Origin of the sequence: Kitasatospora sp. NPDC087271 (assembly GCF_044744605.1) — a bacterium.
Taxonomy (GTDB): domain Bacteria; phylum Actinomycetota; class Actinomycetes; order Streptomycetales; family Streptomycetaceae; genus Kitasatospora.
This window is the reverse complement of record NZ_JBIUYQ010000001.1, coordinates 139,290-163,816: the sequence shown is the minus strand read 5'-3', so window position 1 is coordinate 163,816 and position 24,527 is coordinate 139,290. Positions and strand designations below refer to the sequence as shown.

The 24,527-nt window shown below is 75.8% G+C and carries 21 protein-coding genes; 16 read left to right on the top strand and 5 right to left on the bottom strand.

Going from position 1 to position 24,527, the window contains the following annotated elements:
• Positions 1–175: 175 nt before the first annotated feature.
• Complete coding sequence (locus ACIO9K_RS00690) at positions 176–835, bottom strand: TetR/AcrR family transcriptional regulator (RefSeq protein WP_350875391.1); 660 nt, start codon at positions 833–835, stop codon at positions 176–178.
• 165 nt (positions 836–1,000) lie between these two features.
• A complete protein-coding gene (locus tag ACIO9K_RS00685) occupies positions 1,001–1,900 on the bottom strand; it encodes an acyl-CoA thioesterase II (protein ID WP_363616798.1) in 900 nt (299 codons plus the stop codon).
• 136 nt (positions 1,901–2,036) lie between these two features.
• On the opposite strand from ACIO9K_RS00685, the gene ACIO9K_RS00680 reads away from it, so the two are divergent.
• From ACIO9K_RS00680 to ACIO9K_RS00670, 3 genes are all read left to right on the top strand, one after another.
• A complete protein-coding gene (locus tag ACIO9K_RS00680; protein WP_400325647.1) occupies positions 2,037–3,440 on the top strand; it encodes an SWIM zinc finger family protein in 1,404 nt (467 codons plus the stop codon).
• On the top strand, positions 3,437–6,220 hold the full coding sequence (locus ACIO9K_RS00675) for a DUF6493 family protein (RefSeq protein ID WP_400325644.1): 2,784 nt from the start codon (positions 3,437–3,439) through the stop codon (positions 6,218–6,220). The genes ACIO9K_RS00680 and ACIO9K_RS00675 overlap by 4 nt, the downstream gene beginning before the upstream one ends.
• A 117-nt stretch (positions 6,221–6,337) precedes the next feature.
• Positions 6,338–7,282, top strand: coding sequence for a DUF389 domain-containing protein (locus ACIO9K_RS00670; RefSeq protein WP_400325641.1), 945 nt, complete (start codon positions 6,338–6,340; stop codon positions 7,280–7,282).
• A 34-nt stretch (positions 7,283–7,316) separates the two neighbouring features.
• Here ACIO9K_RS00670 and ACIO9K_RS00665 read toward each other — a convergent pair whose 3' ends face one another.
• The 3 genes from ACIO9K_RS00665 to ACIO9K_RS00655 all read right to left on the bottom strand — a co-directional run bounded on the left by ACIO9K_RS00665 (position 7,317) and on the right by ACIO9K_RS00655 (position 9,895).
• Complete coding sequence (locus ACIO9K_RS00665) at positions 7,317–8,501, bottom strand: MBL fold metallo-hydrolase (RefSeq protein ID WP_400326609.1); 1,185 nt, start codon at positions 8,499–8,501, stop codon at positions 7,317–7,319.
• 347 nt (positions 8,502–8,848) lie between these two features.
• Complete coding sequence (locus tag ACIO9K_RS00660) at positions 8,849–9,301, bottom strand: MaoC family dehydratase (protein WP_363579191.1); 453 nt, start codon at positions 9,299–9,301, stop codon at positions 8,849–8,851.
• Positions 9,302–9,451: 150 nt separating this feature from the next.
• Complete coding sequence (locus tag ACIO9K_RS00655) at positions 9,452–9,895, bottom strand: pyridoxamine 5'-phosphate oxidase family protein (protein ID WP_063350036.1); 444 nt, start codon at positions 9,893–9,895, stop codon at positions 9,452–9,454.
• A 202-nt stretch (positions 9,896–10,097) separates the two neighbouring features.
• Between ACIO9K_RS00655 and ACIO9K_RS00650 the strand changes: the two genes are divergently transcribed.
• From ACIO9K_RS00650 to ACIO9K_RS00590, 13 genes are all read left to right on the top strand, one after another.
• Positions 10,098–10,952: a hypothetical protein gene (locus ACIO9K_RS00650; RefSeq protein WP_363579189.1), complete on the top strand. Its 855-nt coding sequence runs from the start codon at positions 10,098–10,100 to the stop codon at positions 10,950–10,952.
• Positions 10,953–11,148: 196 nt separating this feature from the next.
• The gene (locus ACIO9K_RS00645; protein WP_363616806.1) at positions 11,149–11,712 is read left to right on the top strand and encodes a hypothetical protein; all 564 of its coding nucleotides are present in this window, start codon (positions 11,149–11,151) and stop codon (positions 11,710–11,712) included.
• A complete protein-coding gene (locus ACIO9K_RS00640; protein ID WP_363579185.1) occupies positions 11,706–12,656 on the top strand; it encodes a hypothetical protein in 951 nt (316 codons plus the stop codon). Before ACIO9K_RS00645 ends, ACIO9K_RS00640 begins: the two co-directional genes overlap by 7 nt.
• A gap of 242 nt (positions 12,657–12,898) precedes the next feature.
• Positions 12,899–13,714: an SAF domain-containing protein gene (locus ACIO9K_RS00635; protein WP_363616810.1), complete on the top strand. Its 816-nt coding sequence runs from the start codon at positions 12,899–12,901 to the stop codon at positions 13,712–13,714.
• The gene (locus ACIO9K_RS00630; protein ID WP_400325634.1) at positions 13,714–15,006 is read left to right on the top strand and encodes a hypothetical protein; all 1,293 of its coding nucleotides are present in this window, start codon (positions 13,714–13,716) and stop codon (positions 15,004–15,006) included. The genes ACIO9K_RS00635 and ACIO9K_RS00630 overlap by 1 nt, the downstream gene beginning before the upstream one ends.
• Positions 14,996–16,636: a CpaF family protein gene (locus ACIO9K_RS00625; protein ID WP_400325632.1), complete on the top strand. Its 1,641-nt coding sequence runs from the start codon at positions 14,996–14,998 to the stop codon at positions 16,634–16,636. The genes ACIO9K_RS00630 and ACIO9K_RS00625 overlap by 11 nt, the downstream gene beginning before the upstream one ends.
• Positions 16,633–17,595, top strand: a complete 963-nt coding sequence (locus ACIO9K_RS00620; RefSeq protein ID WP_363579177.1) for a type II secretion system F family protein — start codon at positions 16,633–16,635, stop codon at positions 17,593–17,595. Before ACIO9K_RS00625 ends, ACIO9K_RS00620 begins: the two co-directional genes overlap by 4 nt.
• Entirely contained in the window at positions 17,592–18,470 is an 879-nt protein-coding gene (locus ACIO9K_RS00615; RefSeq protein WP_363579175.1) for a hypothetical protein, read from the top strand. Before ACIO9K_RS00620 ends, ACIO9K_RS00615 begins: the two co-directional genes overlap by 4 nt.
• Positions 18,471–18,524: 54 nt before the next feature.
• On the top strand, positions 18,525–18,812 hold the full coding sequence (locus ACIO9K_RS00610; protein ID WP_363579173.1) for a hypothetical protein: 288 nt from the start codon (positions 18,525–18,527) through the stop codon (positions 18,810–18,812).
• Between the two features lie 35 nt (positions 18,813–18,847).
• Entirely contained in the window at positions 18,848–19,225 is a 378-nt protein-coding gene (locus ACIO9K_RS00605; protein ID WP_063350046.1) for a TadE/TadG family type IV pilus assembly protein, read from the top strand.
• Positions 19,222–19,764 (top strand): TadE/TadG family type IV pilus assembly protein, encoded by a 543-nt coding sequence (locus tag ACIO9K_RS00600; RefSeq protein ID WP_400325627.1) that lies wholly within the window; start codon positions 19,222–19,224, stop codon positions 19,762–19,764. Before ACIO9K_RS00605 ends, ACIO9K_RS00600 begins: the two co-directional genes overlap by 4 nt.
• Before the next feature lie 164 nt (positions 19,765–19,928).
• On the top strand, positions 19,929–20,375 hold the full coding sequence (locus tag ACIO9K_RS00595) for a hypothetical protein (protein ID WP_363616820.1): 447 nt from the start codon (positions 19,929–19,931) through the stop codon (positions 20,373–20,375).
• Positions 20,375–24,463 carry a LysM peptidoglycan-binding domain-containing protein gene (locus ACIO9K_RS00590; RefSeq protein WP_400325624.1) on the top strand — a complete coding sequence of 1,363 codons (4,089 nt, stop codon included), beginning with the start codon at positions 20,375–20,377 and terminating at the stop codon, positions 24,461–24,463. The genes ACIO9K_RS00595 and ACIO9K_RS00590 overlap by 1 nt, the downstream gene beginning before the upstream one ends.
• Positions 24,464–24,527: the final 64 nt, after the last annotated feature.

The window sequence follows — 24,527 nt, the reverse complement described above, 5'->3', positions numbered from 1 at the left end:
CACTATGTCCAGTTCGTGCCGCGAGGGGCGGGAGGGCGCGCCGGGGAGGCGGAGGGTGGGGACTTACGTCCCGTCAGGCCGGGTGCTGATGGGCCGGGGCGCGCGCGGCGGGCCGGAACCACGGGCGGAAGCCGTCCGGCACCGGGGAGTTGAGCCGGCTGCCGCGTCGGACGGGTCAGGGCCGGTGGGCGCCGGACGGGACCTCGTACGGCGCCGGGTACGGCGTCTCGTACGGGTTCAGCACCAGCCGCACCACGTCCTCCAGCCGCCGCCGGGCGTCGCCGAGGGTGGTGCGCCCGGTCACCCAGGCGGTCAGCTCGCCCTGCCAGGCGTGGGCGACGATGTGCCGCACCAGGTCGCTGGCGGCGGCCGGCACCTCGGTCGTCACCGCCTGGAGGGCGGTGCTGTCGGCCCGGGCCATGCCCTGCAAGGTCTCGCTGGCGAACGGATCGGTGGAGGCGGCGACGGCCACCCGCAGCCGGGCCAGCTCGGGCTGGCGCTGGTAGGCCCGCATCCCGCCGCGGACGAAGCGGACCGCCCGGTCGGTGGCCCCCAGCCCGGCGCGCGGGCCGCGCAGCTCCGCCACCAGGTCGGCCAGCAGCAGGCGGTGCCATTCGGCGATCGCCGCGGCCAGGAGGTGGTCCTTGGAGGAGAAGTAGCGGTACGCCGTCCCCAGGGCGACTCCGGACCGCTCGCAGACCTGTTTCATCTGCAGCCGTTCGACGCCGATCTCGTTCACCAGGGCGAGCGCGGCCGCGATCAGGCTTCCGCGGCGTTCGAGCTGGCGCGGAGACATCGCCTCCACCGGCCGTGGTGACAGGTCAACCTTGGTCACCCGCACCATGATACGGGCCGGGGCCGCTCAGGAGTATGACGCCGACCGGCCCCCTTGCGTTCGCCGTGCGGTCACCGTCGCCGGGGTCCGGGCCGCCGGCCCGTTCCGCCGGGGCCCGCGCTGCCCCGCCCCGCGTCGCCCCATGCCGTCCCGTCCCGCGCCGGGTCAGCGCAGCCGGCGGATCAGCGACTCCTGCACGGCGGAGGCGACCAGCCGCCCGTCCCGGTCGTAGAACTCGCCGAGCGACAGCCCCCGGCCGTCCGAGGAGGACGGGCTGCGCTGGGCGAACAGCAGCCACTCGTCGGCCCGGAACGGGCGGTGGAACCACATCGCGTGGTCGAGCGAGGCGATCAGCAGCCGGGGCGGCTCGGTGCGCTGGAAGAAGTTCGGCTGCTCGTGCAGCCCGGCGGTGGAGGCCAGCGTGAGGTCGGAGAGGTAGGTGAGCGCGCAGACGTGCAGGAGCGGGTCGCCCTCGGGCAGCGGGGAGGCGATGCGCAGCCAGACGAACTGCTGCGGCATCCCCGGCACGGACGCCGGCACGCCCGGCGCGTCCGGCGGGACGAAGCGCAGTTCGAGGTCGCGGAAGCCGCCGGTGCCGGTGATCGCCGCGCGCAGGGCCGGATCCCAGAGCGAGAAGGCGTCCGGCAGGGTCTCCGGCCCGGGCAGCGGCGGCATCGTGCGGTGGCGGTCGGTCGCGGTCTCGGGGCGTTTGAAGGAGGCGGAGAGGGTGAAGATCGCGTTCTGGTTCTGCACCGCCGTCACCCGGCGGGTGGTGTAGGAGACGCCCTCGCGGACCCGTTCGACCTCGTAGCGGATCGGCTGGGACGGGTCGCCGGGCAGCAGGAAGTAGCCGTGCAGCGAGTGCACCGCACGCGGGCCCTCGCAGGTGCGGCCGGCGGCGGTGAGTGCCTGCGCGGCGACCTGTCCGCCGAAGGCGCGCATCGGCGCCCCGGCGTGGCAGCGGCCCCGGAACGTGTTCTCGTCCAGTCGTTCCAGCTCCAGCAGTCCGGCGAACGAGCCGGCCGGGCGGTCGGCCCGGATTTCCTGTTCGGTCAGGTCGGTCACGGGCCCATAGTGGCAGAATTCCGCCGCGCCGCGATGTGACCTGGGTAACGCCCGGGGGCTCCGGCGTCCGGTAGAACCTGTTCCAGTGTGGTCGCGGCCCGACGGATTGTCAGTGCCCTCACCTAGCGTGTTCGACATGACGCAATCCGCACACGCGTACGCCTATCTGCGCCCGTCCGCCGTCCTCGACGGCGCCGACGGCCGGCGCCTCGACCTGGCCACCTCCGGCGGCGCCACCCCGCTCGGGGAGGCGGCCAACCCGCGCTTCTTCGCGGGCTTCCTGGCCGACCCGGCGCCGGCCGCCGCCGCGCTGCTCGCGGTCGCGGACGTCGCCGCCGCGCGGTACTACCAGCCGCAGCTGCGCGCCTCGCTCGACCCGGTGGTCACCGCCAACGGGGACCGGCTGCGCTTCGAGTCGTTCTCCGGTTGCTGCGGCGTCTACGCCCGGCTCGACGTGCTCCAGGCCGGCCTCGACGGCGACGAGATCGGCCACGGCACCACCAACGTGGACGTCAACAACCCGTTGCGGGAGGCGCTGAGCAGGATCGGCCCGACCGACCCGCTGCACCTCGCGGTCGGGCCGGACGCGCTGGAGGTCACCAGCTTCGACGGGCCGCTGGTCGAGAAGAAGGTGCCGTTGCCGCAGCGCTGGCTGCGCGGCTTCGCCGAGACCCAGGTCGTCGCCGCCGGCTTCGACCTGCGCGCCGAACTGCCCGCCGCCGAGGCGGTCCGCTTCCTGCGCTCGCTGCCGCGCGGCGGCCGCTCCAGCACCGCCTGGGTCGTCCCGGCCGGGCGGACGCTGCGGCCCACCACCCGGCCGGTGCCCGGCGCGGTCTGCCTGCCCGGGCCCGACCGGCTGGTGGCGCTCCAGCGGGTGCTGCGGCACGCGCTCGCCCTGCGGGTGTACGGCCCGGTCGCCGCCACCGGCCCGGCCGCCTCGGCGTGGGAGGTGGTCCTGCCCGGCATGCGGCTCACCCTGACCCTCTCGCCCGACGCCTCCCGGGGCTTCTCCGGCGAGGGCGGGGTGCTCGGCGCGCTCGCCACCGGCACCGCCGAGCAGGACGCCGACCTCGTCGCGGTGCTGCTCGCCTGGGAGCCGCGGGTCGAGGTCGCCGACCTGGCCGAGCAGTCCGGGCTCAGCCACGAGCGGGTCCGCGCCGCGCTCACCCGGCTCGGCACCGCCGGGCAGATCGGCTACGACACCGCCGAGGCCGCCTACTTCCACCGCCAGCTCCCGTACGAGGCCGGGCGGGCCGAGGCTGCCAACCCGCGGCTGCGCGCCGCCCGGGCCCTGGTCGCGGCGGGCGCGGTGCGGCTGGAGCCGGGCGGTACGACGGCCGTCGTCACGGTGGACGACCACATCCAGCGGGTGCGTACGGACGAGGCGGGGCGCCTCGGCTGCACCTGCCTCTGGTGGGCCAAGTACCGCGGCGGGCGCGGTCCGTGCAAGCACGCGCTGGCGGTCGCGATGGTGCGGGAGGCGGCCCGGCGGGCGGCCGGGGAGCGGGTTTCGACGGTCGCGAAGGAGATCCAGGCGTGAGCGGGGTGGCACAGGTGTCGGAAGCGGTGCAGGAGTCGGTAGGGGTGCAGGAGTCGGTAGGGGTGCGGACGCCGGAAGCGGGGCAGGGCGCGACCGCGGTCGAGGACCTGCTCGCCGCCGTCCGGGGCGGGCGGATGCCGCAGATACCGGCGCTGGTCGCCGCGCTGGACCAGACGCAGCGCCGGAAGTGCCTGCCCGCGCTGAAGGCGTTGCGCAAGGAACTGCGCGAGGAGTGGTCGAAGGAGGCGCTCGCCACCAAGGGCGCCCTGATGCTGGCCGGCACCGGCTGCCACACCGGCCCGGCCGGCGCCGCCACCTGGCTCGGCGCCCGCGACTTCACCTCGCGCGACTGGACCAACCACCCCGCGTTGGCCCAACTCGTCGCGGCCCAGCCGGTGGAGTGGCAGATCGAGGTGGCCACCCGGCTCGCCGACCGGCCGGCGCCGGGCTGGGGTTGGCCGCTGTACCCGGTGATCGAGGCCGTGGTGCGCCGCACCGGCTGTGCGGTGCCGCAGAGCGAGGCCTTCGTCCGCGAGTGGGTGGAGCGCAAGCGCCGGGGCGGCCCACGGCCCACCCTGGTCGAGCTGCTGCGGGCCGACTCGTTCACCCCGGTGCTGCTGCCCCGAGTGTTCGAACTCGCCGACATCGGCGGCGGGTTGTCCCTGCGGTTCAGCCCCCGCCCCGGGGACGCCCTGACGGAGGCGATCGCCGAACTCGCCGCCGCCGGCGACCTCGACCGGGCCGACCTGATCGACCGCTGCCTGGCCCGGCTGCTGCGCGGCGGCAAGCAGGCCGACCAGCGGTTCTTCCTCGACGTGCTGCGGGCCTTCGCCCTGACACCGCAGGAGTACGCCGCCCGGGTCCGGGACGTGGTGCCGCTGCTGGACGGGCTGTCGGTGGTCGCCGGGCACGCCCAGGACGTGCTCGCCGGGCTGGACGAGGCCGGGCTGATCGAACCCGAGGTACTGGTCGAGTCCTCCGCGGTGGTGCTGTTCCGGGCCGAGAAGAAGCTCGTCCGCTCCCAACTCGGCTGGCTGGAGCGCGCGGCCCGGCGCGCACCCGGGCGGTCCGGGCCGGTGGTGCTCGCGGCCGCCGAGGCGTTCGGGCACCCGGACCAGGCCGTCCAGGAGCGGGCGCTGAACGTGGTGGCCCGCCACCTGCGCGCGGCCGGGGAGGCCGTCCTGCCCGAACTGCGGCTCGCCGCCGAGGCGCTGAACCCCGCCCACCACCGGCGCGCCGGCGAACTGTTCGGCGCACCGGTCGGTGGCGACGGCGACGACGACCCGGACACCGGGTGGAACGAACTCCTCCCGCCCGCCCCCCAGCCCCTCCCGATCGGCCCGCCGATCGCCTCGGCGGCCGAACTCGCGCAGGAGCTGTCCGCCCTGCTCGCCGCAGACGAGCCGGAGCCGGCGGTCTTCGAGCGCGTGCTGGACGGCCTGGTCCGCCAGGCCCACCAGAACCGGGCGGCGCTCGCCGAGGCGCTGGAGCCGGTCCGGCGGGTCCACCCGTGGAGCGGCGTCGGCCGGTGGCACGACTGCTCGCCCCGGGACGTCCTCCACGTCGCGGCCGCGGTGGCCGGCGAGACACCGCCGCACCGGATCTGGGACTTCCTCGGCGGCAAGAAGAAGCACTCCCCGCTGCGCGGCCAGAACAACACCGCGCAGGGCACCGCCCTCGCCGCCCGGCTGGAGGAGGCCGCCTGGCAGGTGACCGCCGACCGGCCGCCCTACCTGCTGGCCATCCCGACCGACACCACCGGGGCGCTCGACCCCGGCACGTTGGTCGAACGCCTCGCCGGGTACCAGGCGGCGGGCATCACCCCCGGCCGGGCCGACCTGTGCGCGGCCCTGCTGCGGGTCGGCCCCCGCGCCGACGCCGGGGTGCTGCGCGCCGCCGAGGCGCTCACCTCGCCGTCCGGGCGGTGGGTCGCCCAGTGGCTGCGCACCGGCGGCCTGCCCGACCAGCCGTCCGAGCGGGTGCTGTTCGCCCCCGGCCGGGGCTCGAAGCACGGCCACCAGTACGCGGACCGCTGGTGGGAGGACGTCCGGCGGGTGGCCGTCGCCCAGCCCGGCATCGGGGCCGGCCCGAAGGGCCCGGACGGCGAGCGGCTCGCCCCCGAGTTCCGGGCGCTGCTGGAGGGCACCGAGCCGAGCGTGGCCCGGGCCCGCAAGGTGGGCGGCTGGACGTGGCGGCCCACGGCGCACTGGGCCGCGATGCTCCCCTGGCACCGGGAGGAACTGGCGGCCCGGTGGCTCGACCACTTCGCCGCGGGCGCCGACCGGGACGAGCGCGACGCGGGCCGGCTGCTGCCCGCTCTCGCCGAGGCCGGCGGCCCGGCCGGGCTCGCCCTGCACCTGGCGCTGGCCTACGGCCTGGGCGCCCGGCACACCGAGGACCGGACGGCGGCCGTCGACGCCCTGCTGGTGCTCGCCGCCCGCGGCGACCTGGACGGCGCGCAGCTCGGCCGCGAACTCGGCGCGCTGGTCGACTGCGGCGCGGTGAAGCTCAGCCGGCTCGCGGCGGCGCTCACCCTCGCCGCCGGGACGGGCGCCTACGGCACGGTCTGGTCGGTGCTCGGGCCCGCGCTGCCGGCCCTGCTGGGCGGCGAGGGCACGCCCGCCCGGGGCCTCGGCGACCTGCTCGCCCTCGCGGCGGACTGCGCCCGGCGCACCCGCGCCCGGGGGCCGGTGGCCGAGGTGACGGCGACGGCGGAGCAGGGCGGATCGAGCCGCCTGGTCAAGGAGGCCCGCGCCCTGCGGGACGTCCTGGCGGGGTGACACCGCGGCCGCCAGCAGGGCGAGGAGCACCACCGGGTGACGGCGGATCGCTGGCGGCGTCGGGTCACGGCCTAGGGTGGGCGGGACTTTCGCCCGCCCCGTCCCACCGGAGTGCTCGTGTTGCACCTGCGCCTGATCGTCCCGCCCGACCTGCGGGAGCCCGTGCTCAGCAGCCTGGACGCCGCGGTCGGGGTGACGCACGTCGTGGTGCTGCCGGGTGCGGCCGTACGGCCTGCCGGGGACGTGGTGCTCTGCGACGTCGCCCGCGAGTCGGCGGACGAGATCCTGGGGGCGCTGCGCGGGACCGGCCTGCCCGAGCGCGGGGCGATCGACGTCTCCGGCATCGAGCTGACCCTCTCGGCGGCCGCCGACGAGGCCGAGCGGCTGGCCCCGGGGGAGGGGGCCGACGCGCTGGTCTGGGAGTCGGTCTCCGAGATCACGCACGAGGAGTCCACCCTCACCTGGGTGTTCCTGGCCTTCCTCACCGTGGCGACCATGCTGGCCGCGTGCGGCGCGGTGCTGGACAGCGCGATCCTGGTCGTCGGGGCGATGGCGGTCGGGCCGGAGTTCGGGCCGCTGGCCGGGCTGTGCGTGGCGCTGGTCCAGCGGCGGCTGCGCCCGGCGCTGCGGTCGCTGAACGCGCTGGTCACCGGCTTCGCGGTGGCGATGGCGCTGACCGTCGGGTTCTCTCTGCTGATGGACGGGCTCGGGCTGTTCAGCGAGGCCAAGTTCGCCGCCGCGCGGCCGAACACCTCGTTCATCTGGCAGCCCGACGCGACGTCCTTCGTGGTCGCCTTCCTGGCGGGCATCGCGGGCGTGCTCTCGCTGACCTCCTCGAAGGCCGGGATGATGGTCGGAGTGGCGATCTCGGTGACCACGGTGCCCGCCGCCGCCAACGCCACCGTCGCGCTCGGGTACGGGGAATTCCGCCAGTTCTCGGGCTCCAGCGTGCAGTTGCTGCTGAACCTGCTGGGGATCGTGCTGGCCGGGGTGCTGACCCTGCTGGTGCAGCAGCGGGCCTGGGCGCTGATCCGCCGCCGGCGGCCGGGGGCGGACAAGTGACGGCGGGCAGGTAACAGCGAGCAGATGACGGATTTCAGCGAACAGATCTTGAGATCTGCTCGCTGAGATCCGTCGCCCGTTCCCGGTCCGGCACCGCGCTGCGGTCCCGGACCAGCGGCTCGATGCCGCGAGGCGTGGCCGCGACCGCGCGCCACCACAGCCGCAGCGCGGGCGGGTCGACCGGTTCGAAGGGCTTGCCGGGCCGGGGCACCGCCAGCCGGGCGCCGAGCGCCTGGGCAGCCGTGACCACCCGTTCGGCGGGTTCCTCCCAGGGGTGCGTCGCCAGGTTGAAGGTGCACCAGTGGATCGGCAGCAGCAGATCGCCGCCGAGGTCCAGGTGCGCCCGGACGCCCTCCTCGGGCGTCATGTGCACCTCGGGCCAGAAGTCGCTGTACGCGCCGACCTGCATCAGCGTCGCGTCGAACGGCCCGAGCCGGCGGCCGATCTCGGCGAAGCCCGGGAAGTAGCCGGTGTCCCCGCTGTGGAAGATCCGGTGCCCGCCGCCGGCCACCACCCAGGACGCCCAGAGGAACAGCGCGCTGGTGCGCGGGCCGCGGCTGCAGTAGTGCCGGGCCGGGGTGGCGGTGAGGGTGAGCCCGGCGACCTCGACCGACTCCCACCAGTCGAGTTCGGCGATCCGCCGGGCGGGTACTCCCCAGCGCTCCAGGTGCGCGCCGACGCCGAGCGGGACGGCGAACACCGCGTCCGTCCCGATCAGCTCGCGGATGGTGGCCATGTCGAGGTGGTCGTAGTGGTCGTGGGAGATCACCACCACGTCCACCGGCCCGAGTTCGGACAGCGGCAGCGGCATCGGGTGCAGCCGTTTGGGCCCCGTCCAGGCGAACGGCGAGCAGCGCTCGCCCCACACCGGGTCGATCAGGACCCGCCGCCCGCCGATCTCGGCGAGCACGGTGGCGTGGCCGAGCCAGGTGAGCCGCAGCCCGGAATCCGGCGGCAGGGCGAGGTCGACCGGGAGCAGCCGGTGCACGGGTACGGCGGCGGTCGGCGCCCGGCGGGTCTTGTCCCCGGTCAGCTGGGCGCGGGTGATCTCCAGCGGGCTGCGCTCGTAGACCAGGCGGCGGGTGGGCAGCGGGTTGCGGAAGGCGCCGTCGGCGAACTGCGGGGAGCGGTGGATCCGGGCCAGCCGTTCGCCCCGGGGCTCGGCCCCGAAGGCCTCGGCCCGGACCCGGTGCCAGGCCGCGCGGGGCAGTCGGGCCAGGTCCGACCCGGTGCGGTTCGCCGTCGGGCCGAGGGCCGGGCTGGTGGTCGGGCTGCTGGTCGGCGGGGTGGTGAACTGCGAGGACAGACCGGCGAGGCGGGAGAACCAGGGGGCGGGGCGGGGCAAGGCTCCTCCAAGGACGGTCACGGCTACCGGGCGTGCCGGGGCGCGTATCCGGGCGACTGGTGAGGCCGCTGCGATACGACAACCATCTCGTCGGAGATTACTCGTCATGGGCCGTCCGGACCTGGTGAGCGGCCCCGCGCGGGCCAATCGGCGTACCCCGCCCCGGCCGCGCGCCCAGGGCCACCGCCCGGTGCCGCTACGCGGAGAACCGTCCGGTACCGCTACGCGTAGAAGCGGGTGATCGTCTCCGCGACGCAGTGCGGCTTGGCGCTCTCCGCGCTGGTGATCGTGAACCGCACCACCGCCTGGACCCCGCCCGGCACCTCGGTGGCCGAGAGCAGTTCGGCGGTGGCCCGGATCGCGGTGCCCACCGGCACCGGCGCCGGGAAGCGCACCTTCTCCGAGCCGTAGTTCAGCGCCATGCGCACGCCCTCGACGCCGTAGCACTCCTTCGCCAGCACCGGGATCATCGACTGGGTCAGGTAGCCGTGCGCGATGGTCGAGCCGAACTGGCTCTCCTTGGCCCGCTCCGGGTCCACGTGGATCCACTGGTGGTCGCCGGTCGCCTCGGCGAACAGGTCGATCTGCCGCTGTCCGATGGTGTGCCACTCGCTGGTGCCCAGTTCGGTGCCGACGGCGGCGGTCAGATCGGCGAGGGAGGCGAAGCTCGTCACGGTGCGCTCCTGGGGGAGGGGTCAGGACGCCGGAAGCGTATGCGTACCCGCCGGTATCTGTCAGCGGTGCGGAACGCGGGAACACAGGAACACAGGAACACAGGAACACAGGAACACAGGAACCCGGGGGCGCGGCGGCCTGCGGGTGTTTCAGGACCGCAGCGCCCCGCGCCCCAGCGCGTCCTGCCCGGTCGGGAACAGCCGCCGGCCGCTGACCAGTTCCGGCACCAGCGCGACGAACAGCGGCTCCGGGTCCCCCACCCACGGCCGCAGGCCGGATCGCAGCACCCGCCGCACCTGCTCGGGCTCGCGCACCACGTCCGCCCGGCCGTGGACCAGCACGCTCCAGCCCGTCCGGGTGACCGGGTCCAGCAGGTCCGCCTGGAAGGCCACCACCGTGCCGTCAAGCCCGCGCGCGGTGGCACTTCCCCGGCGCACGGCGAGCACCAACCGCCCGTCCAGGACCTCGAAGGAGACCGGTAGCACGGCCGGCAGCGCGTGCTCGGTGTACACCACGCGCCCGACGGGCACGGTGCTGAGCAGTCGCAGGCACTCGGCCTCGCTCAGGGTCTCCACACGGTCCTCACGCTCCATGCGTCCGATCGTCCTCCGGTCGGCGCGCGTGCCGATAGGGCCCATGGTCCCTGAGCGGACGGGCCGGGAGCCCCGTCGGTGGCCGCCCGGAGCGGTAGCCTGCCCGGCGGCGGTACGGTACGCGCCCCTGCTCACCACGGCAGCGGCGGGCGCGGCGGGCGGCCCCGGGTGCGCCGGGGCCGGCATGGGAGGGGGCGTGCGGATGGCGGGCGGGGTCGACCTGGTGGTGATCGGGGCGAACGGCGGGCCCGATCGGGGCTTCGGGGGCTCGGCGCTGGCGCCGGACGGAGCCCGGCTGCTCGCGCGGGTGCTGCCCGGGATGTGCTTCGACGTCGGCGCGGCCGGCTGCCGGGTCACCGAGGTGGCGCCGGACGCGGACGCCAACGCGATGCTCACCGCCGTCCGGGAGGCCGCCCAGCACCCGGGCCGGTGGCTGGTGGTCTGCCTGGTCGGCCAGTTGGCGGTCGATCCGCGCGGGCGCCGGCTCGCCCTGGTGACCGGCGGCAGCACCGCCGACAACGCCTACCGGCGTGGCCTGGCCTGGGACTGGGTGGTCAGCGCGATGGTGCACGGCGACCACGAGGAGGCCCTGCTGCTGGTCGACGCGGTGGCCGACCGGGACACCTGGGCGGCGCTGGAGCGCGGCGGCGGCGAGGACGGCGCGGGGGAACTGCTGGCCTACCCGCGCGTCCCGCTGTGGGGCCGGGTCGGCCGGTACACCCCGGGCAGACGCGGCCGGGACGCCGTACTGCCGGGTGGTGAGGGATCGTTCAGCCACGCCCTGACCACCGTGCTGCGGCAGGGCGTCCCGGGTGCCCCGGCCGCCGTCGCCCCGCTGGACCTCCAGCCGTCCGTCGCCGCGCTGCTCGACGGGGGCGAAGCGCCGGGTAGTTCGGGTGCGCCGGGCGCGCGCCTGCTCGTTCCGCCGCAGGGCGGGCGCCTGTTGATGCGCAATCGGGCCGCGGTTCGGGGCGCATTGGCCGGATTGTCGCTTTCCGAAGAACTGTTGGCCGTTCTGTGGCGGGAAAGTGCCCCGACGGAACCGCCTTCCGCGTAAGGTCAGGTGGCCTGAGGTGTTGCCGTGATGGGGTGGGTTGGCGAAGAATCGATCCCCAGCGGAAACACCTGCGGGACGACGGAATTCTTCCGGCGGCCACGGATCATGAATCGGTCGGTCGCGACGAGGTGGGGCGATGCGGCAGCGCGGAAATGTGTTGCGCCCTGGGGCGGTTGGGGTCGGTGGGGTGGTTCTGGTGTTGCTCCTCGGCGCCTGTGCGAGCGGCGGTGCCGACGGTTCCGTCGATCGGCTCGGAACGGCTGCGCCCAGTGTCGCGGGAGTGGATCCGGTACCTCCTTCGGGTGGTTCGGTAAACACCTCGATCGCGCCGACGGACGGGCCGGAAGGTGCCATGGGGCGACTCGCCCTGAAGACGTATCAGGACTGGTGGCAGGCCCAGGCCGAGGCATTCGGGCGGTCGGATTCGGACGGATTCGCTCTGGAGACGTACTCTTCCGGGCGGGCCCTTACCGACACCCTGGTCAGCCTCCGCCAACTTCGCGACGCCAAACTGGTGATGACCGGAACGCCGCGCAATTCGGCGGTGGTCAAGGCCATTGACCTGAAAGCCGATCCGCAGACCGCCGTGATCGAGGACTGCGTCGACGTATCGGGATGGCACCGCGTCGACGCCGTCACCCAGGTGGCGAAGGATCCGGGCGACCGACTGAACCGCTACGTCGCGACCGCGTCCCTGCGCTGGTTCCAAGCACGTTGGCTGATCTACGACTTCAAGCGGGAGGTGGACCGGGCATGCTGAACACGCGTAAACCGGCCCGGCGATTCGCGATCCTCGCGCCGTTGTCCGCCGGGTTGCTGTTGGCCTCGGCGGTGTCGGCGGCGGCGGACGAACCGCCGGGCGGAGGTGCCGAACAGTGTTACCCGGATGTGATCTGCTCCGGGGTCAACTCCGGGGGCACGAAACCGAAGCCCGGACCGTCGCAACCCGGCGGTGGCGGTGGCGGTGGCGGAAGTACGGGCGACGGGCCGCTGCTGTGCAGCTACCACGACCAGCAGTGGCCCTGCCACGACCCGGAGCGCGGCTGGTTCAACAGCGGCGTCGGGTGCTACTTCCGCCCGCTGGACAACCCGCCCCCCGAGGGCGACCCGGAGTGGCAGGGCCACAAGCCGTCCGAGGGCGCGCTCTACTCGAAGGTCTGCCCGCAGACGGGCGGCGGCCAGGACGGCGCCGAGATCGTGTTCGAGGCCACCTCGCCGGCCGGGCCGCCGGCGCTGAACCTGGTGGACGTCGGCTTCGGCTTCGCCCACGAGATGCGCTTCCCGAAGCCGACGGCGGGCGTCGCGCCCAAGGGCACGGCGGTGGTGAAGGCGCCGGTCTGGCTCTGGCTGGACGGCGTGGCGGCGCCCGCGCCCAAGACGCTGTCCGTCCCGGGGGCCTCCGTCACCGTCACACCGGTGCTGAGGGGCGTGACCTGGGTCTTCGACAGCGGCGTCTCCGTGACCTGCGACAAGGCCGGGACGCCGTACGACCCCAAGTACGGCGCCGCCAAGTCACCGGACTGCGGCTACGAGTTCGCCGTGGGCTCGGGCACCAGGAAGAGCGGCGTCTTCAACGGCACGGTGACGGCGAACTGGGTGGGCGAGGTCGTGGTCACGGGGCCGAACGCGAAGACCTTCGACGTCAAGATGCCGCAGTCCTCGAACTTCACGCTCAAGGTCGCCGAGGTGCAGGTCCTCAACTGACCTGGCGGCGGCGGACGTCCGATGCCCCGCGGCCCGGCTGCGGGGCGCCGGCGGCCCGGCCGCACGCGACCACGGCGCCGAAGTCCATGTGTCGAAGCCCGGCACCGGCGGCCTGAGCAGCGGTGACCCGAGCACCGAGAACCCAGTACTGACGATCCGGAACGAGCACGAGGGAAGGGCGGAACCCGGTGGAGAACCGTACATTCGCGACGCCGGGATCCGGCACACCCGCAGGGGCCGCGGTGTCCGTGGCGGTCCCGGACCAGGGGCAGGGGCCGGGCGAGGCCCCGGGCGGCGGCGCGGGCAAGGGCAAGGGGCGCGCCGCCCCGCACGTCCCCGGCCGGACGCTGCGGGCCCGGCGACGGCGCCCGGCGGTGCTGGCGATGGCCGTCGCGCTGATCGCCGCCGGCGGCCTGGGCGGTGCGGTGCTCTACAACAGCACCGGCCAGCGGGTCGCCGTGCTGGCGCTGGCCCGGGACATCCCGTGGGGGCAGGTGATCACCGACGACGACCTGGTGGTGGCCCGGATCGCCGGGGATCCGGCGCTGCGGCCGCTGTCCGCCACCGAACGGGACAAGGCGGTCGGCATGCGGGCCGCCACCGACCTCAAGCGCGGCGCGATGCTCACCAGGGGCGACGTCGCGCAGACCCTGGCGGTGCAGCCCGGCCAGATCGTGGTCGGCGTCTCGGCCAAGCGCAGCCAGCTGCCCGCCAGCCGGCTCCAGCCGGGGCTGCAGATCGTCGTGGTCTACACCCCGGACAACACCAAGGCCGACTCGATGCCCGCGACGGTCATCACGGTCGGCCGGGTGGACACCGACGGCAGCCAGGTGATCGACGTGGCCGTCGGCGCGGCGGACGGCCCCCGGCTGGCGCAGTGGGTGGCAGGCGGCCGGATCCAGGTCCTGCTGGCCCCGCGCGCCGCCGCGGCCGGCGGCGCGACCGGGACCGCCGGTGCGGGCACCGGCGGCAGTACCGTGCCGACGGCCCCGGCGACCGGGACCACCCCCGGCGCTGCCACGGCCCCCGTGCCCCCGACCGGGGCGGGTGGCGCCTGATGGCGGTGATCGCGGTGGCCGGCGGCCCGGGCGCGCCCGGCGCGACCACGGCGGCCCTGGCCCTGCTGCTGGCCTGGCCGCTGGAGTCCGGACGGCGGGTCCTGCTGGTGGAGGCCGACCCGGACGGCGGCGCGGTGCTCGCGGGCGCCCTGGAGGGCCGGGTCGACGCGGTGTACGGGCTGCGCAACCTGGCCGTCGCGGACCGGCGCGGACTGCTCGCCGAGACCATCTGGGAGCAGCTGATCGACCTCTCGCCCGAGGGCACCGCCGAGCGGCTGCTGCTGCCCGGGCTGACCGACCCCACCCAGGCCCCGGGCCTCGCCTACACCTGGGAGCCGCTCGTCGACCTGCTGCACGGCCTCGAACCGCAGGGCTACGACGTCATCGTGGACCTCGGCCGCTCCGGCGCCACCGGCGTGAGCGCCGTGCTGGCCCGCCGGGCGGACGTGGTCGCGGTGACCGTCCGCACCACGCTGCGCGGCCTGAGCTCGGCCCGGCCCCGACTGGCCGCGCTCGCCGAGGACCTCGCCACGGCCGGCACCGGGGTGGACGCGCTCGGACTGCTGCTGGTCGCCGAGGGGCCGTACTCGGGGCCGGAGGTGGCGCGCGAGTTCGGCCTGCCGGTGCTGGGGCTGCTGCCGCACGCCACCCGCACCGCCCGGGTGCTCTCCGACGGCGGTGACATCACCGACCGGCGGTTCATCCGCTCGGAGCTGATGCGGACGGCGCGTTCGGCGGCGGACGAGGTGCAGCTGCTGGTCCGCCGCCGTCGCCAGCGGCTCGCGCCGACCGCCGCGCCGGTCCCGGCCCAGCTCACCGCCGCGGCCCGGACCGGGACCCCGGCCCAGACCCCGACCGCGGTTCACGCCCAGCCCCCGGTGCCGACCCCGCAGGCGGCCGTGCCGGCGGCGTACCGGCCGGTGGAGGGGGAACAGCCCTCGTACACCCCGCCGCAGCCGGTCGGGCCGGTGATCACCACCGGCCCGGTGGCGCCGCTGGCCGGGCTGGCCCCCCAGCCGGCCGCTCCGGCCCCGTTCCCGGGGTACGTCCAGCAGCAGCCTCAGCCGCCGTACGGGCCGCAGGCCGGCTACGTCGCGTACGACCAGCAGGGCGGGCCCACCCCGTACGACCAGCAGGTGGGGGCCCCGTACGGCCAGCAGCCCGGGTACGTCCGCCCGGAGCCCGAGGACGACGGCCGCTACCCGCTCCAGCAGCCCGCCGTGACACCTGATCAGGCACACCCGAACGGTCCGCAGCCGTACAACCCCGGGGAGGTGCTCCGTGCGCGGTAGCCCCCTGCACCAGCACCCCGCGGCCGACCCGGCCGCGCTGCCCTGGGCCACCCAGGCCCAGACGCAGACACAGACGCAGACCCAGGCCCAGGCGCCGGCGGCCGCCCCGCCCCAGGCCTACCGGCCGGGCCCCGTCGCCCCGCAGCCCGCGCCGCCGCCGTACGTCCAGGCGGGCGGCGCGGCCACGCCCACCGCCGTGCCCTCCCAGCTGCCCTCGCTCGACCTGCGCGGCGCCGCCACCCGGCCGGCCGTCGACCCGCAGGTGGCCCGCGAGCTGAAGCGCCAGGTCGCGGCCGAACTGCACCAGCAGATCACCCGGTTGACCGCCACCTCGGGCGCCGAACCGGACCGCGCCACCCGCCGCCAGCGCGGCCGCGCGCTGATCGAGGAGGCAGTCGCCCGCTGGTCCGACGCCTACGCGCAGACCCATGGCATCCCGCCCACCCGGGAGCAGGACCGCGCGCTCGCCGAGGCCGTCTTCGACCTGCTGTTCCGGGCCGGGCGACTCCAGCCCTACCTGGACGACCCGGAGATCGAGAACATCCTGATCAACGGCTGTGACGACGTCTGGGTCTCCCGGGTGCACCAACCCCTGCGCCAGGTACCGCCGGTGGCCGAGAGCGACGCCGAACTCGTCGAACTGCTCCAGGACCTGGCCCGTCAGCACGGCGGCGGCGAGCGCAGCCTGTCCACCGCCAGCCCGACCCTCGCGCTGCGCCTGGAGGGCGGCATGCGCCTCCAGGCGCTCACCGAGGTGACGCCCCGCCCCTACGTGGCGATCCGGCGCCACCGGGTGGCCTCGGCGACCCTGCCGGAGATGGTCGAACTCGGCACCCTGGACAGCACCTTGGCCGCGTTCCTGGCCGCCGCGATCCGGGCCCGGAAGAACGTGATGATCACCGGCACCCAGGGCGTCGGCAAGACCAGCCTGCTGCGCGCGATGGCCGCCGAGATCCCGCCGGACGAGCGGATCGGCACCCTGGAGTCGGAGTTCGAGCTGTGGCTGCACACTCTCGGCCACCTGCGCCAGGTCGTCCCGATGGAGGCCCGCGAGGGCAACGGCGAACGCGTCGAAGGCCGCCTGGCGGGCGAGTTGACGATCGGCGACCTCATCCCGGCGGCGCTGCGGATGACGCTGTCCCGGATCATCGTCGGCGAGGTCCGATCCGGCGAGGTCGTCCCGATGCTGCGGGTCATGACCAACGGAGAGGGCGGCTCGATGTGCACCCTGCACGCTCGCGGCCCGCACATGGTCGTCGACCGCATCGCCGAACTCTGCCTGGAGTACGGCTCGCACATGACCGACTCGCTCGCCTACCGGCTCACCGCCAACGCCCTGGACCTCATCGTGCACGTCACCATGGTCGACGAGACCGCCGTCGGCGGCCGCCGGCACCGCTTCGTCTCCCACGTCCTGGAGGTCGCAGGCCTCGGTGAGAGCGGCCGGCCCGCGCTGAACACCGTGTTCGGCCCCCGGGTGGACCTCGGTGAGCCGCGGGCCGTCCCGCACACCCCGCCGCAGTGCCTGGACGACCTGCGCAGGGCCGGCTTCGACGCCGCCCTGCTCGGCTCCCGCTACGGCGGCTGGGCCACCCCGCTGCAACTGCGGATCGGCGGTGGCGCGCGATGATGCTGCTGTTCGCCCTGTGCGGGCTGGCCGTCGCGGGCGGCCTGGTCGCCCTGGTGGCCTGGGCCCGCGGCAGCGACCCGGCGGACGAGGACGAGACCCCGGAGCGGAGCAACCCGCTGGCCGGCCGCGCCCACGTCTTCTGGTACGGCGCCCCCGGCGCCGCCTCGGCCCGGGTCGCCCGGCTGCGCCGGATCCAGCTGCCGCTCGCGCTCGCCGGCGCCCCGCTCGCCTGGCTGTTCACCGGCATCCCGCTGGCCGCCCTGCTGGTGCCGCTGGCCGTGTTCGGCCTGCCCTGGCTGTTCGACACCACCCGCCCGGACACCCGCCGGATCGAACGCCTGGAGGCACTGTCCGAGTGGACCCAGCGCATCGCCGACGTGCTGCTGCTCGGCGTCGGCCTCAACCAGGCCATCGTCACCAGCCGCCGCACCGCCCCCGCCGCCCTGGAGGAGGAGATCGGTGAACTGGCCGCCCGGCTCCAGGCCCGCTGGCGGCCCGAGGAGGCGCTCCAGGCCTTCGCCGACAGCGTCGCCGACGCCACCGCCGACAAGGTGCTCGCCGCGCTCGTGCTGCGGTCCGGCGACAGCGGCCCCGGCCTGGCCCGGGCACTGGCCGACATGGCCGACTCGGTGCGCGAGGAGGTCCGCCAGCGTCGCGCCATCGAGGCCGACCGGGCCAAGCACCGCACCACCATCCGCTGGCTGGTCGGCATCATCGTGCTGGTCGTCACGGTCGGCTCCTTCAACACCGAGTACACCCGGCCGTACGGCACGCTGCTCGGCCAGATCGTGCTCGCCGTCGTCGCCGCCCTGTTCGTCGCGATCATCGCCTGGATGCGCGCCCTCGCCTCGCACCCGCCGGTGCCCCGGCTGCTGGCGTCCGACCGGCGCGGCAAGGCCGGGCGCCGCGCCCCGGCGCGCGAGGACGAGGCGCTCCAGCAGCTCGGGGAGGTCCGGTGATCTCCCCCTGGTCCGTGCTGGCCGGGGCCGTCGCCGCCGGCGGCGTCGCCCTGCTGATCGCCGAACTGCGGCCCGCGCCGCCCGACCTGCGCCAGGCCCTGGACCGGCTGCACCGCACCCCCGCCGAACGGGCTGCGGACCCGGACGAGCGGCCGCGCTGGTACGACCGGATCGGCGAGCGCTCGATCGGCCTGCGCGGAGTGTCCCTGCCGCACCGCGAACTCGCCCTGATCGGCCGCGCCCCGGCCCGGTTCATGGTGCACAAGCTGCTGTTCGCCGCGATCGGCCTGCTGCTGCCCGCCTACCTGGGCGCGATGGCCGCGCTGATGGACATCGGCCTGCCCTTCGCCCTGCCGCTGCTGGCCGGGCCGCTGCTGGCCGGCCTGCTCTGGTTCGTCCCCGACGCCATCGTGCGCGGCGAGGCCAAGGAGGCGCGCACCGAGTACCTGCACGGCATCGCCGCCTACCTCGAACTCGTCGCCCTGGAACGGGCCGCCGACTGCGGGCCCGCCGAGGCGCTGCGCCGCGCCGCCGCGGTCGGGCGCGGCACCGTGTTCCGGCGCATCCGCGACGCCCTCGACCGCGCCGCCACCGACCGGCTCCCGCCCTGGGCCGGACTCGACGCGCTGGCCGAGGAGTTGGGGCTCAGCCCGCTGCAGGACGTGGCGGACATCATGCGGCTGTCCGGCACCGACGGCGCCGCCGTGTACGACACCCTGCGGGCGCGCGCCAAGGGCCTGCGCGGCGAGCTGCTCGCCGAGGACCTCGCCCGCGCCAACGCCGACAGCGAGCGGATGGTCGCACCCGGAGCCGCCCTCACCCTGCTGATGACCGTCCTGATCGTCTTCCCCGCACTCCACCAGATGCTCAACTGACCATCCTCGCAGGGCATCTGGCACCACACCGCACTCCACCCCCGGGAGACCCGAATGACCGTCCGACTCGTCCACCTGGCAGGCCGGCTGATCCGGCCCGTCCTGCTGCCCGTGCAGTTCGCCCTGCTGCTGTTCACCCTGCGGCTCGGCCGGCTGCGGGCCGCCCGCGCGCGCGGCGACCGCGGCGCGATCAGCATCGAACTCGCCCTCGCCATCATCGCGTTGGTCTTCGTCGCGGGCGCCGTCGCGACCGCGCTGTACCTGCTGAAGGACAAGGTCGTGCAGAAGGTCGAGCAGGACCCGAACATGCCGGGTGCGGGCGCGGGAGGCGCCACCAAGTGACGTACCGACCTCGCCGCCGCGGCGACCGGGGGTCGATGAGCGTGAGCCTCGCCATCGTCTTCCCGGTCGTCCTGGTGCTCCTGATGCTCGTCGTCCAGGCCGCGCTGCTGTGGTACGACCGCCAGCTCGCGCTCACCGCCGCCCGCGAGGGCGTGGACGCCGGCCGGATCCAGGGCAACGCGACGGACGAGGTGAAGAACGAGGCGGCGCGCCGACAGGCCAGGGACTTCCTCGACCGGCAGGGCGTGCACTCGTACACGGTGACGACCGACGGCAGCACGCCCGAAGTGGTCCGGGTCACGGTGGCGGTGCGCCCGCCGCTGCTGATACCCGGGCTGTCGGCGCCCGCCCTCACGCAGTTCGCCGAGGCGCCGCGCGAGCACTTCGTCCCGCCGGTGGCGGTGGCGCCGTGAGACCGCGGACCCGGGCCGGTCGGTGGCCGGCGCTCCGCGCCGAGCGCCGTTCCGAGCGCCGTTCCGAGCGCCGTTCCGAGCGCCGCGCCGCGCGCCGACCCCGGTGGTGGCCGGTCCGGCGCAGCGACGGCGGCGCGGTCGCCATCGAGGCGGCGATCGTCGTGCCCCCGGTGGTCGGACTGGTCCTGGTGGCCATCGCCGCCGGGCGGGTGCAGACCACGGCCGGTACGGTCGAGGCCGCCGCCCGGGCCGGCGCCCGCACCGCCTCGCTGCAGCGCAGCGTCGACGGGATGACGCAGCCGGGCCGGGACTCGGCCCTCGCGACGCTGCGCCAGCAGGGCGTCTCCTGCCGCAACGGGGACGTCCAGGTCGTGCCCGGCCAACTGGACCTGCCCGGCGGCGCCGTCACGACCGTCAAGGTCACCGTGGTGTGCGACGTCGAACTGGCGGACCTGCTCGGCGGACCGTCCGGCGTACCCGTGACGAAGCACCTCGTCGGCGAGTTCACCTCCGTGGTGGACCGCTACCGGGGCACATGACGACCCGGGGCGGCACCCGGCGGGACACGGGCCACGACGGGGGATTGGGGACGGCCCGCGCGGGGGAGACGCAAGCGGAGAGCGCACGGGGGATGACGCGACGGGACCGGCCGGCGCCCGGTGGGGGCCGGTGGGGAGGACGAGGGGCGGGAGGGGCAGGGGGGATGGGAGTGCCTGTCAGGGCGCGGCGCCGGCGCCGCTCCGACCGGGGCGCGGTCGCCCTCTTCGTGGCGATCTGCGCGGCCTACGTCGTGCTCGTCATCGCCCTGGTGATCGACGCCGGCGGCCGGTTGCGGGTCGCCGAACGCACCGACGCCTACGCCCAGGAGGCCGCGCGGGTCGGCGGACAGCAGCTCGACCAGGCCGCCGTCCTCCAGGGGAAGGGCTTCAGGGTCCAGCAGGAGTACGTCCGGCAGGCTGCCGACGCCTACCTGGCCCTGTACGGCCTTCAGGCGGGCGAGGTCGAGTTCTCCGGTGACGGCAAGGTCGTCACCGTCACCGTGCGGGCCGACTACCGGCCCGTCCTGCTGGGCGCGCTCGGGGAGCGGAAGGTAACGGGCAAGGGCAGTGCGACCCTCGTCCACGGAGTCGAGAAAGCGGAGACCGACTGATGGCCGCGCCACGTGCCAAGGACCAGGCCCGAACCGCCCCGGGCCGGGCTCGAACCGCCAAGGGCCGGAGCCCCGGTGCCAAGGACCAGGCCCGGGGCGCCGACGGCCGGGCCCACACCGGACACCGGGCCGCGGGCCGCCCCGCCGCCCCGGTGCCCCGCCCACCGCGCGGGCGCGGCCGCGGCGCAGCCCTGATCACCGCGCTCGCCGCGCTGGTCACCCTGCTCGCCCTGCTGCTCGGTGTCCCCGCGCTGCTGCTCTACGGCACCCGTGCGGTCGCCGCGATGGGCGACGTCGCGCCGGACGGCGTCGGCCAGGCGCTCACCGGCCCGGACGACGGACGGCTGTTCCTCTGGCTGCTGGTCGTGGTCGGCTGGCTCGCATGGGCCTGCTTCGCGCTCTCCGTCCTGCTGGAGATCCCCGCGCAACTGCGCGGCCGGATCGCCCGCCGCATCCCCGCCTTCGGCTGGAGCCAGCGGATGGCGGCCGGCCTGGTCGGCTCGGTGTTCGCGCTGATGCCGGTCGCCGGCTCGGCCTTCGCCGCCACCCCGGCCCACACCGCCACCGCCCCGGCGCAGTTGGCGGCCGGCGTGCAGCGCGCCGCCCTGCCCGCCGCCCAGGCCGCGCCCGCCCTGGCGCCCGCCGCCGAGCAGAACCCCACGTACACCGTGCGGGACAGTCGGCCCGCCGACAGCCTGTGGTCCATCGCCGAACGCCAACTGGGCTCCGGTGAACGGTGGGTGGATATCGCCAAGCTCAACGACGGCCGGGTGATGGACGATTCCGGCATCCGCTTCGACGCCGACCGGCCGATCCAGCCGGGGTGGGCGCTGCTGATGCCGGGGGACGCGAAGGCGGACGGGTCGGCGCCCGCGCCTGCTCCTGCGCCCGCTCCTTCGTCCGAGCCCGCCCCCGCCCCCGCTCCCGGTGCCGGGTCGGCCCAGGTGCCGCAGGCCGGGACGGAGCCGGGCGCGAGCGGGCATGCGACGGTGACCGTCCAGGGCGGGGACAGCCTGTCCGCCATCGCCCAAAGGGAGTTGGGGGACGCCGAGGCGTGGCCGAAGCTGTTCGAGGCGAACAAGGGCGCCCAGGCGCCGGACGGGGAACGGCTGACCGATCCGGACGTGCTGGTGCCCGGGATGGTGCTCACGGTGCCGGGGGCGGCCGCTCCCGCGCCTGCGCCTGCTCCTTCGTCCGAGCCCGCTCCCGCTCCGGCGCCGCAGCCGGCGCCGTCGACCGGCCAGCCGCCGGCCGATCAGGCGCCCGCCACCCCCGCCCCCGCGCCGACCCAGGCCGCGCCGACCCCGGCCGCGTCCCAGCCCGTCACCCCGGCGCCCACCCACGCGCCCACCCACGCGCCTGCCCCCGCCGCGCACGCCGAACCGGCCGCCGGCGACGACTACTCCATCGCCCTCACCGCCTCCACCGTCGGTGTCCTGCTCGCCGCCGTCATGGTCGGCACCGTCGCGCACAAGCGCGGAACCCAGCTGCGCGCCCGCCGCCCCCGGCACCGCATCACCATGCCCGACGCCGAGGCCGCCGCCTTCGAGAACGAGCTCAGGGCCCGTCAGGACGACGCCGGCCTCGACCTGCTCGACCGCGCCCTGCGCACCATGGCCCGCAACACCGTGCGCGGCGGCAAGCGCCTGCCCGCCATCGTCGCCGCCCGGATCACCCCCGGCCACACCATCGAACTGCACCTCTCCGGCCCGGCCACCCCGATCGCGCCGTTCCGCGCCGCGCACGCCGCCAACGTCTGGTGGTGCAGCCTCGACTCCGGCGACCTGCTCAGCGCCGCCCAGGCCCGCAAGACCGCCGCGCCCTACCCCGCCCTGGTCACCCTCGGCACCTCGCCCGACGGCTCGGTCGTCCTCGCCGACCTGGAGGCCGTCCGGCTGCTCCACCTCTCCGGCCACCCCGACGACGCCCGCGACATCCTGCGCACCCTCGCCATCGAACTCGCGCACAGCCCGCTCGCCGACCGGCTCCACCTGCACCTGGTCGACCTCGCCGAGGAGGTGCCGATCAGCGGCCCGGCCGCCGAACGCATCCACCGCCACCCCACCCTGGAGGCCGCGCTCGCCGCCCTCGGCCCGCGCACCGCCAAGGCCCGCGCCACGCTGGTCGCCGCCGAGGCCGCCAGCCCGCGCGACGCCCGCAGCCGGGGCCAGGCCGACGAGTCCTGGACCCCCGAGATCGTGCTCTGCGCCCAGCAGCCCGGTGGCGAGGTCCCCGCCGAACTCGGCCGTCTGCTCGACGCCCGGCCGCGCACCTGCGTCGCCGTCATCACCCGTGCCCCCGAACGCGGCACCGGCCCGGTCGCCCGCTGGACCCTCCCGGCCACCGGCCAGGCGGCCATCCCCGGCCTGCACCTCACCGTCGAACTCCAGCGGCTCAGCGACCAGCAGTACGACCAGGTCGCCGAACTGCTCCGCGCCGCCGACGACCTCACCCAGCATCCGGCGCCCGCCTGGACCCTGGACGGTCCCGGCCTCGACCCCGACGCGGACGACGACGCCGACACGGCCGAACTGCCCGCCGCCGTACCCGTACTGGCCGCCGTCGGGGCCCCCGCGGCCGGCGGGCAGGGCGGTACGGACACGGCCGCCGGGCCCCGGCTGCTCGCCCGGGTCATCGGCACCGGCGCCAGCCCGTTCGCGGGCACCGACCCGGCGACGCCGGTGCCGGCCCCTCCGGCCGGGCCGGGGCGGTACGCGGTCAACGGACAGGGGCGGCAGGCCGCCTCCGCCGAGACCGAGACCGAGGTCGGGAGCGGGAGCGGAGCCGGTACCGGGAGCGGGATCGGGATCGGGACCGAGGAAGAGCTCGTGGTCGGTCAGGTCGTTGACGAGGCCGCGGACGAGGCAGCGGACGAGGCCACCCGGGACCTGCGCCGCCCGGACGCGGTGGCGGGGGATGCGGCGGAGGCACCGCAGCAAGCCCCCGCGGCCGTCCTCGCCGTGCCGTCCGTCCAGCCCGTGCCGTCCGTGCCGTCCGTCCCGTCCGTGCCCGCCGTCCAGTCCGTCCAGCCGGTCGTGCCGCCGCCGCCCGTCGAGCCGGCCCCGGTCCACCAGCCCGCGCCCGCGCCCTCCGGCGTCGACCCGCGCGTCCCGTCCCGGCCGGAGCCCTCGCCCGACCTCGTGCCCGGCACCGAAGCCGGGGCCCCGGCCGAAGCCGGTTCCCAGGCCGATTCCTACGCCGAGCCCGGGGTCGAACCCGGATCCGAGCCCGGCCCCGCCGCCGCCCCGGTCGCCCAGACCACCCCCGGGCGCAGCGACAGCGACGACCTGCTCGCCATCCTGCGCTCCCCGGAGGCCCACGCCGCCCGCAACGCCCCCCGGATCCGCCTGCTCGGCCCGGTCGACGTCGCCGGAGCCCTCGGTGCCGCCGAACCCGGCGCGCTGTCCCGGCTCACCGAACTCGCCGTCTACCTCGCGCTGCGGCCCGGCGCCGACCACCACGCCCTCGACCACGACCTCCACCCCGGCGCCGCCCACCTCGACCCGCACCCCACCGCGGCCGACGCCAAGAGCCCGCTCCCCGGCAAACTCGCCGACCTGGCCGCCTGGTTCGGCACCTCGCCCGAGGGCCGCGCCTTCCTGCCGACCGACACCACCGACGGCTACTCCTTCACCCCGGTCGTCACCTGCGACTGGGACGAGTTCCGCAGCCTCTACCGGCGCGGCATGCGCAGCACCAGCGCCACCGCCGACGCCGCCCTCGCCCACGCCCTGGCCCTGGTGCGCGGCGCCCCGTTCGCCGAGGCCCCGCCCGCCTCCTACGGCTGGGCCGAGGCCGAACGCCAGGACATGATCGCGGCGATCGTCGACACCGCCCACGAACTGGCCGCCCGCCGCCTGCAGTACGGCGACCACCGCAGCGCCGAGGCCGCCGTCTTCCGTGGCCTCGCCGTCGCCCCGGACGTCGAACTCCTGCACCGGGACCTCTTCTACGCCTACGCCTCGGCCGGCGCCCGCGACCAACTCCTGCGCGCCGTCAACCGTCTCGACGCGCTCAGCCGCCGCACCGGCCGTGACCTGGACGCCGACACCGTCGCCCTGCTCCGCGATCTGCTGGCCGGTTCCTGAGGTCCCCTGCATGCCGCTGCCCGGCCGCCCCTCGGGGTGACCGGGCAGCGACATGCAGGGCATG

Excerpts from the sequence above, each read along its gene's own strand:
- ACIO9K_RS00620 (WP_363579177.1), top strand. The coding sequence starts at position 16,633 with ATGATGCTGCTGTTCGCCCTGTGCGGGCTGGCCGTCGCGGGCGGCCTG.
- ACIO9K_RS00680 (WP_400325647.1), top strand. The coding sequence starts at position 2,037 with ATGACGCAATCCGCACACGCGTACGCCTATCTGCGCCCGTCCGCCGTC.
- ACIO9K_RS00590 (WP_400325624.1), top strand. The coding sequence starts at position 20,375 with ATGGCCGCGCCACGTGCCAAGGACCAGGCCCGAACCGCCCCGGGCCGG.
- ACIO9K_RS00640 (WP_363579185.1), top strand. The coding sequence starts at position 11,706 with ATGCTGAACACGCGTAAACCGGCCCGGCGATTCGCGATCCTCGCGCCG.
- ACIO9K_RS00655 (WP_063350036.1), bottom strand. The coding sequence starts at position 9,895 with ATGGAGCGTGAGGACCGTGTGGAGACCCTGAGCGAGGCCGAGTGCCTG.
- ACIO9K_RS00650 (WP_363579189.1), top strand. The coding sequence starts at position 10,098 with ATGGCGGGCGGGGTCGACCTGGTGGTGATCGGGGCGAACGGCGGGCCC.
- ACIO9K_RS00605 (WP_063350046.1), top strand. The coding sequence starts at position 18,848 with ATGAGCGTGAGCCTCGCCATCGTCTTCCCGGTCGTCCTGGTGCTCCTG.
- ACIO9K_RS00630 (WP_400325634.1), top strand. The coding sequence starts at position 13,714 with ATGGCGGTGATCGCGGTGGCCGGCGGCCCGGGCGCGCCCGGCGCGACC.
- ACIO9K_RS00610 (WP_363579173.1), top strand. The coding sequence starts at position 18,525 with ATGACCGTCCGACTCGTCCACCTGGCAGGCCGGCTGATCCGGCCCGTC.
- ACIO9K_RS00595 (WP_363616820.1), top strand. The coding sequence starts at position 19,929 with ATGGGAGTGCCTGTCAGGGCGCGGCGCCGGCGCCGCTCCGACCGGGGC.